Raw genomic sequence first — 8,158 nt, forward strand, 5'->3', positions numbered from 1 at the left:
AACTTCTGTCCTTTTTTCGCCATAAAAAATCACCCCTTAATTCAATATTGCCAAACTGTGGGTTTTTCAACATCTACTTTAAGGGGTGCAGTCTAATATAGATCAGTTTACTTTTTGAATTGCACTATTAGCATAGTAATTCTAAATTAAAAAGACATTTCACCGTAAAGTGCATAGATTTAGATCGTTTGTTTTTTCTTGAACGCTTTTCCTTTGAAGATGTACTGAATGCGAATTGTTTCGCTCGATTGAAAAAAAGAAGAGCATGCTTCTACATATTCTTTCAAAAGTGCATTTTTATAGACCTTACAGAAAAATATGTCCTAGTTTTTCATCACTCATACTCTTCTTTTTTCGAAAAAGCGATTCATTCCCTCCCTACTCTTTGTGCTATCGCTCTTCTCACTACTTGAGAAAGGTGATAGCCCTAAATAAAAAAATGTCCTTCATCGCCTTGATGAAGGACATTTTTTTATGAAAGCCTAATTATTTAATGCAAGGACACCCCTATATCAATGAACAACTATTATGCTTTTATTTCTTTTGGAGTAGATACTGTCAAACCACTTTCGTTACTAGCGCTAATAGAATCCATATGTTCGCTTGAAAAACTCTTAAGTTTGCTTGTACCTATAAAGCCAAGAATAGACACTATAGCGATATAAATTCCAATTGAATAAATTGTTCCAGTTGCCTGTATCAAATACGTACAGACCATAGGAGCAATACCGCCTCCAAAGATAGCAGGGATCTGTGTCCCAAGTGAAGCACCGCTATACCGCAAACGGGCTGGGAATGCCTGTGAAGCTAAAGCTGGAAGTGCACCAGTTTGCATACAAAATGGAATCATTGAAATGAGCATAACAGCTGCGATAACAGCTGATACACCTGTATCGACTAAACCGACAAAAACAAATCCCCAGACAAATGTTACAGCAATACCCATCATAAATAAACGTTTAATGCCGACTTTATCAGAAAGGTACCCAAAGAATGGAATCAAAATACATAGTAAGAAACTTGCCACGGTATTAGCATTCACCATAAAGGACGAACTGACATGAAAATTATTGATACTGTAATTAATCAAAAAGGTAGTGTAAATTGCAAACGGTGTATGCTCTGCTAATTTAGCTAATCCCGTAAAGAAAACCTGCTTTGGATAGTGTTTCATAACATCTACAATCGGCAATTTTGAAACGGTTTCGCCCTCTTGAACTTTACGGAATGACGGCGTTTCAATAATTTTCGAGCGAATAATAAGCCCTACAACTAATAGCAATAAACTTCCTAAAAAGGGAATTCTCCATCCCCATTCGTAGAAACTGTCTCCTGCAAGAGTGATACACAATCCTACAACCGCAGAAGATAGTAACATCCCTGCTCCTACCCCTGCATTTGGAATACTTGCCATAAATCCTTGTCGATTTTTCTTTCCCCATTCCATTGATAATAGAATGGAGCCTGCCCACTCTCCCCCAACTCCAACTCCTTGTATTAATCTCATCAAAACTAGCAGGATGGGAGCCCATATTCCAATAGAATTATAGCTTGGAATTAAACCCATAGCGGCACTGCTCAAACCCATCATCCATAAGGTAACGATCAATGCATTCTTCCGACCAATTCGATCACCAAAATGTCCAAAAATAATAGCTCCTATTGGTCTTGCTAAGAAACCAGTTGCGAAAGTTGCGAATGACAGAATCGTTGCAATAAACGGGTCCGAATCCGGAAAAAACAGTTTGGGAAAAATGAGAGCGGACGCAACAGCATAAAGTGAAAAGTCATACCATTCAATAATCGCACCAGAGGTAGAACCAATTAGCGCTCTTCTTGCCATTTTTTTATCTGAAATTTCATTTGCATTCATGCTAGACATTATTTACACCTCCGATAGATAATAATTTTTAGACTAAGTTGTCCATTTTTTAATTGCAATGACCTTTCGTCTTCTACTAGAAAAACTTTCACTCCTTTTCACTATGGATATACTATAAACAGATTATACAGAAAATTTCGTAAACTTGTATCCTGCCGATTCTGTAGGAAAATTAGTCATATTCTGTACCTTTATGTAAGGGAGACTATAAAGCAAAAGAAAATAGTAAATCTAATCTAGTTGCTGAAATTTATCAACATCATACAGGGGATGATTTTATATTGCCTATTAAATATGCGACTTGCTAATCTTTTTCCTTATAGTTTAATATGTTGATTCAGGGATAGAATTAGAAACAATGATTGAAGAGGTAGAATCTTTAATCCTACCTCCTCAATCAATATAATAGAAATTTAGTTTTTACTAATAGATTGTTGCCAAGCCTTATCAAACTCTTCGAGCATTTGGTCAGCATCTATTTTACCAGCTATAAATTTTTGAATTGAGTCACCAATTAATTGTAATACACCTTCCGGATATTTTGCCCATTGCCATCCTAAGACTTTATCTTCTTCTATATATCTGACAATTTCTTTTGATATGGGACCTAGTTCACTAGATGCTTCAATTGATTTCAAAGCAGGAATAAATCTAAATTCTTCAGTTATATACCGTTTGCCTGTTTCCGATGTTACTAACCAATTTAGGAAGTCTTTTGCTTTGTCTTTATTCGGGGAATCTTTGTATATAGCCCAATTGTTAGGTACCCCTACAAAAATTGTATCGTTTAAAGTAGAGTCATCATTTATCGGCATTGGCATAAAACCAACATTCATATCCGGATTCATTTCTACGATTACAGGATCATTCCAGTTTCCAGTTTGCATAATAGCGTATTCCTCATTAATAAACATTGTCCTAGCTGTATTATGATCTGTAATAATCCCGTCTTTATTTCCATATTTTATTGTTAACTGTATTAAATCTGTCCACTGTTTTGTTAATTCATCAGTTGCTAATTTTGCTGTTCCTTCATTAAGCCCCTTTATAAAAGCCGTTGGATCCTCGTGTTTGGCAATTGGATTATTGAATGCATGCATTGCTAGAGGAAAATAACTATTGTAATTATTAATAAAAGCATTAATACCACTGTCTTGAAGTTTTTGAGCCGCTTCTTCTAATTCACTAATCGTTGTTGGAACTTCCTTAATACCTGCAGATTCAAATAAATCTTTATTATAACCGAATCCAATTCCTTCCAAGGTTACGGGCATACCGTAAGTTTTACCATCCCTTTCCATCGGTTCTCTAGCTACATCAATAATATCCTCCACCCAAGGTTCATTTGATAAGTCTTCTACATGCTCTAACCAGTTATCAAGATCAGCATATCCTTCATTCATAAATATATCAGGCATGTCTCCAGCAGCAAATTTAGCTTTTAATTTGGTTTCATAATCCGTTCCAGTTATAGACTCTATTTCGAGATCAATAGTAGGATGTTCACTTTCATACTCTTGCTCAAGCTGCTTTAATTGTTCCACAATCTCTGTTTTGAATTGAAATATCTTCAATGTTGTTTTTTCTTCATTGTTATTGGAGTTACTATTTGAAGGTGTTGATTCGCTTGTTACATTATTCCCAGAACTGCAACCGAAAAGTAAGCCAAACATCATTGCAAAAACGGTTAAAACAAAGGTTTTTCTCATTTGATCCTCGCCCCTCTTATTTTTTTAACTTTTATCGCGAATACCGGAAATAGTGATTCAATCAAAAGCAAAATACAGTTGAAAGGTCTTTCAATAAAGAAGAAAAAAATTACTTACCCCTTTATTCCTCCAGATGTAATGCCAGCTACAATCTGCTTTTGCATAATTAAGAAGAAAACGATAATTGGTAGTATACTAATAGTCAGTGCTGCAAGTGCTAAGTCCCATTGGTTTGTATATGCTCCAAATAGGGTATTAATTGCTATTTGAATAGTATGAAGTTCTGGAAGTTGTAAAAATAAGAGTGGTTCTAGAAATTGATTCCAAAGATTAATGGACTGAAGAACTACCGCAGTTACAGTCATTGGTTTTAATAGCGGAAAAACAATACGCCAAAATACTCCATATGGGCTGCAACCATCAATAATCGCTGCTTCTTCAATTTCTTTTGGGATCGTTTTAATAAACCCATGATATAAAAATATTGTGAATGGCACAATTAAGCCCATATTAATTATAACGATTCCATGAATAGTATTGATAAGCGAAAACCATTTGCTCATCTGGACTAACGGAATCATAATTGCTTGAAATGGAATCACCATTGTTGATACAAAAATCAAGAATAACATATTATTACCTTTACTTGGATGACGTACAAGTCTATATGCGGCCATACTAGCAAAAATAACGAGAACTAAATTTGTGAAAATTGTAATTAAAATAGTATTAAAGAGCGCACTCGGTAAATTAATCATTTCCCATGCACGAATAAAATTGGTGAAATCTAACCTTTCTGGTAAACTTGCCGGATTATTTAGTATAGCTGAAAAATCTTTAAATGAATTTACTACTACAAAAAAGAATGGTGAAAGATAAACTATTGCTAATAAAATTAAAGCAATTTCGATTAGGAGAAATTTCCAACTATACTTACTTGTCCAAATCACATTTCCACCTCTTTTTTCTTAGTTATACTTACTTGAATAATAGAAAGTGTTGCTACAATTAAAAAGAAAACAAACGCTTTAGCTGTTCCTATTTCATAACGATTATTCATAAATGCTTCAAAATAAATATCCATTGCAACGGGTGTAGTCGAACCAAATGGACCACCCTGTGTTAATGCGAAGTTTAAGTCAAAAGATTTTGTTGCCCACAACGTAGAAACAAAAATGCAAATTGTAAATGCTGGCATTGTTAACGGTAAAATAATGTGTCTTAACACTTGCCACCCTTTTGCACCATCTATCTTGGCTGCTTCAATTAACTCACTACTAATACTGGATATTCCTGCAATATAAATAATCATTAAATAGCCTGATGTTTGCCATATCCCTACTATTATTAAAGCCCAAAATGCTGTTGCCTCTGTCCCCAACCAGGGCATATTAAAAAACCCTATGTCGGTGAGTGTTCCTATCGCCGGAAAGCTTTGTAAAAAAATAAACTGCCATACAAATCCAAGCAATACGCCGCCTATAACGTTTGGCATAAAGAAGGTGGTACGGAGCCATCCCCTACTTTTTAACGGCATTGTAAGTAAGTAAGCTAGGAAAAAACCAACTACATTACAAAGGATAACAGCAGTAAATGTAAATTTTGCTGTAAACAAAAATGCTTTACCAAAATTCGGATCAGAAAACACGATTAAATAATTTTTCAATCCTACTAAATTTACTTTTGTGGAAATTCCATTCCAATCTGTAAAGGAATAATAGAGACCTAAAAAAAATGGAATACAAATAACGAAAATATAAACTACTACTACTGGACCCAGGAAATATGCTTGTTGAATCCATTTAGAAGACTTTGAATTACTAATTCCATCCACCCCCCATCGGTTATTGTAGATTTAGTATAACTAAACGAATTGAATTAACACATAGATAAAATTGATAATTAAGGTGGATTATTTTAAAAATAGAGTATTATCTAAATATTCAGTTTAATGAACTTGTACCTTGGATACTCATCGCAAATTTATCATTTAAGATTTTCTAATTGGTTGGGGAATTTTATTAGATGGCAGTAATAGCTAAAAACGATATATCATTCATTTATCTTTTAACTTTCTTTTGGTAGGGTAAATTTAAACTAGCCCATTATCTAAAGACTATAAAGAGCTAGTTTAAAAGCTTTCGAAAAATCAATTTACTTATTGGGATTTTCTAGAAATCTTTTTAAATTCTTAAAACTAATCTCAATACTTTCCAATTCATTTCTTGATGAATGATCTTGTTCTAATATTAAATATTTTGCTACTCCTATTCTTTGTGCCTCGTCAATAATTGCTTTTATATCCATCGTACCTTCTCCAACCTCTGTGAAATAATCAACCTTCGAAAATTCACGCAATTTTTCCATATTAATCTCACAATCTTCTCCAATAATCTCGAATATATTATTAGGTACTGCTTGTTCAGTTAAATCTTTTTGGTGGATTAAGTCGCATCTATCGCCTAATCTTTTTAAATACTGCACAGGGTCAATTCCGCCTCTTTGAGCCCAATATGTATCAAACTCAATTTTCACTAGGTCTTTTTCTGTATTTTGCAGGATAGTCTCGAGAACATATTGACCGTTAAATTTCTGAAATTCCATGAAGTGATTATGATAATAAAAATCCATTCCGTTTTTCCTACATTTTTCTCCAAATTTGTTTAGTTGCTCGCTAAATTGTAATACTTCGTCCTGATTTTTCCAGTAACCAATTCCACAAACAATTGACTGATTTCCGATCGTTTGATGATATTCAATCACTTCATCAATAATATCTAAACTCAAGGGATGAACATGTGCTGATATAGTAGTTAAGCCTAAATCATCCATCCCTTTTTTCAATGTTTTGGCATCAATATAAAAGCCGACACCTGGATCGTCATTCGCTGCATGATTTGCAAACTCTATATTTTTATACCCGATTTCTGCAACTTTTTTTAATGCTCCCCAAAAGTCCTTCTTTAATTCATTTCGAATTGAATATACTTGTAAACCAATAGATAAACTCATATTTATCTCTCCTTTAATATGTTATTTTTATGTGTTTAAACTGACATGCTCAATTGTGACAGTTTACATACTATAAAAAGGCTATGATTCTTTCTATTTTTGCTCATAACCTATACCGTTCTTTAAGAAGTTCATTGGAAACGGTTCTGGTTTTTTACAGGTACTATTTAGTTCATAGTGCGTATTGCTTTCTGATGATAAATAAAAACCGTGCATTATTTCTAATACATGATAGGACATTTCTGCGTTTGCTCTGTGTTCCTGTCCATTGATAATGGCATTTGCCATGTCTACCACACCCAGGCCACGGCTATTCGTGTCGAATCCATGTGTTAATGGGACTTCAACAAATTCCGAATAGTTGTGTCGTTTGACATAAACAGTGCCTCCAAAATGATTTGGATCAGGCACAATAATTGATCCTAGTGATCCATGTATTTCGATATTTGGCAGCTTTGTACCCCATACATCAAAGCTTGTAATAATAGTCCCGATCGCCCCCTTGTCAAACTCCATTATTCCTGAGACGTGTGTTGGTGTTTCGACTGGAAATGTTCTACCATAATTTTGTTTACCTGTAATAATTCTTTCTTCAAAGGTTTTTCTCGTGAACCCTGATACTTTTTTTACGGGACCAATCAAATTGATTAACGCAGTTAGATAATATGGTCCCATATCAAACATTGGTCCTGCACCGAACTGATATAAGAAATCAGGATTGGGATGGAATATTTCTGGACCATGATACATCATAAATGCATTAGCAGATACAGGTTCACCAATCCAACCGTCATCTATTAATTTTCGACAAGTTTGAATTCCTGCGCCTAAAAACGTATCAGGTGCTGCACCTACTAGTAATCCTTTTTCTTTAGCTATCGACTGTATTTTTTGAGCATCTTTTAAATCAATAGCCAAAGGCTTTTCACCATAAGAATGCTTTCCTGCCTCTAAAGCACGAATATGAATGTCAGCATGCGCTTTTGGTATAGTTAGATTTATTACAAGGTCAATATTAGGATCACTTAATAGCTCGTCAACACTACAGGCTTTTGGAATATTGTATTCTTCTGCTCTTTGTTTTGCTGCTTCATGGTTTAAATCAGCACATGCCACAATATTTAAAACGTCAAACTTTTTCCCTGCTTCAAAATAAATAGGACTGATGTTTCCACAACCGATAATTCCAACATTAAGATGATTCAAAAAGCCACCTCCAATATATATTTATGAATACATATATATCGTATAAAAGTGTATTTTAATTAGCACCTAATGATTTTGAGAAATTTGGTGGATTATTTTGATTAGAAAAACTTGGCTTGTTGCCAAGACCAGTGGCGAAAGCCTTAGTTTTTCTTATACTATCAACCATAAAATATAAATTCTGATAGTAGAACGAAAAGCGCAGAGCGCGCTGGACATAGATACCACTCTTTATCACGTTAATACTTTAATTAACTTAAACTCCCTCATTAAAGTAAGGTTTCTCTTTTGTTTTCTCGGTTTTTCTCAGTATTTCAATTTTTATAAGATGAGCATATTGTGGATCGAC

The 8,158-nt window shown here is 34.2% G+C and carries 6 protein-coding genes; all 6 read right to left on the reverse strand.

What is annotated here, in order from left to right; genetic code table 11:
- Nucleotides 1-526: 526 nt before the first annotated feature.
- Nucleotides 527-1,882 carry an MFS transporter gene (locus tag IC621_RS26010; protein WP_191162912.1) on the reverse strand — a complete coding sequence of 452 codons (1,356 nt, stop codon included), beginning with the start codon at nt 1,880-1,882 and terminating at the stop codon, nt 527-529.
- Nucleotides 1,883-2,295: 413 nt separating this feature from the next.
- The gene (locus IC621_RS26015; protein WP_191162913.1) at nt 2,296-3,591 is read right to left on the reverse strand and encodes an ABC transporter substrate-binding protein; all 1,296 of its coding nucleotides are present in this window, start codon (nt 3,589-3,591) and stop codon (nt 2,296-2,298) included.
- 113 nt (nt 3,592-3,704) lie between these two features.
- Nucleotides 3,705-4,541, reverse strand: a complete 837-nt coding sequence (locus tag IC621_RS26020; protein WP_318153127.1) for a carbohydrate ABC transporter permease — start codon at nt 4,539-4,541, stop codon at nt 3,705-3,707.
- Nucleotides 4,538-5,416 (reverse strand): carbohydrate ABC transporter permease, encoded by an 879-nt coding sequence (locus tag IC621_RS26025; RefSeq protein WP_191162921.1) that lies wholly within the window; start codon nt 5,414-5,416, stop codon nt 4,538-4,540. Before IC621_RS26025 ends, IC621_RS26020 begins: the two co-directional genes overlap by 4 nt.
- Before the next feature lie 329 nt (nt 5,417-5,745).
- Nucleotides 5,746-6,603 carry a sugar phosphate isomerase/epimerase family protein gene (locus IC621_RS26030; RefSeq protein WP_191162915.1) on the reverse strand — a complete coding sequence of 286 codons (858 nt, stop codon included), beginning with the start codon at nt 6,601-6,603 and terminating at the stop codon, nt 5,746-5,748.
- Between the two features lie 93 nt (nt 6,604-6,696).
- Entirely contained in the window at nt 6,697-7,809 is a 1,113-nt protein-coding gene (locus IC621_RS26035; protein WP_191162917.1) for a Gfo/Idh/MocA family protein, read from the reverse strand.
- Nucleotides 7,810-8,158: the final 349 nt, after the last annotated feature.

The organism is Metabacillus arenae (genome assembly GCF_014773385.1).
Lineage (GTDB): Bacteria > Bacillota > Bacilli > Bacillales > Bacillaceae > Metabacillus_D > Metabacillus_D arenae.

What these genes read in the sequence shown, in the direction of transcription:
- IC621_RS26010 (WP_191162912.1), bottom strand. Translation starts at nt 1,882, where the DNA reads ATGTCTAGCATGAATGCAAATGAAATTTCAGATAAAAAAATGGCAAGA.
- IC621_RS26015 (WP_191162913.1), bottom strand. Translation starts at nt 3,591, where the DNA reads ATGAGAAAAACCTTTGTTTTAACCGTTTTTGCAATGATGTTTGGCTTA.
- IC621_RS26030 (WP_191162915.1), bottom strand. Translation starts at nt 6,603, where the DNA reads ATGAGTTTATCTATTGGTTTACAAGTATATTCAATTCGAAATGAATTA.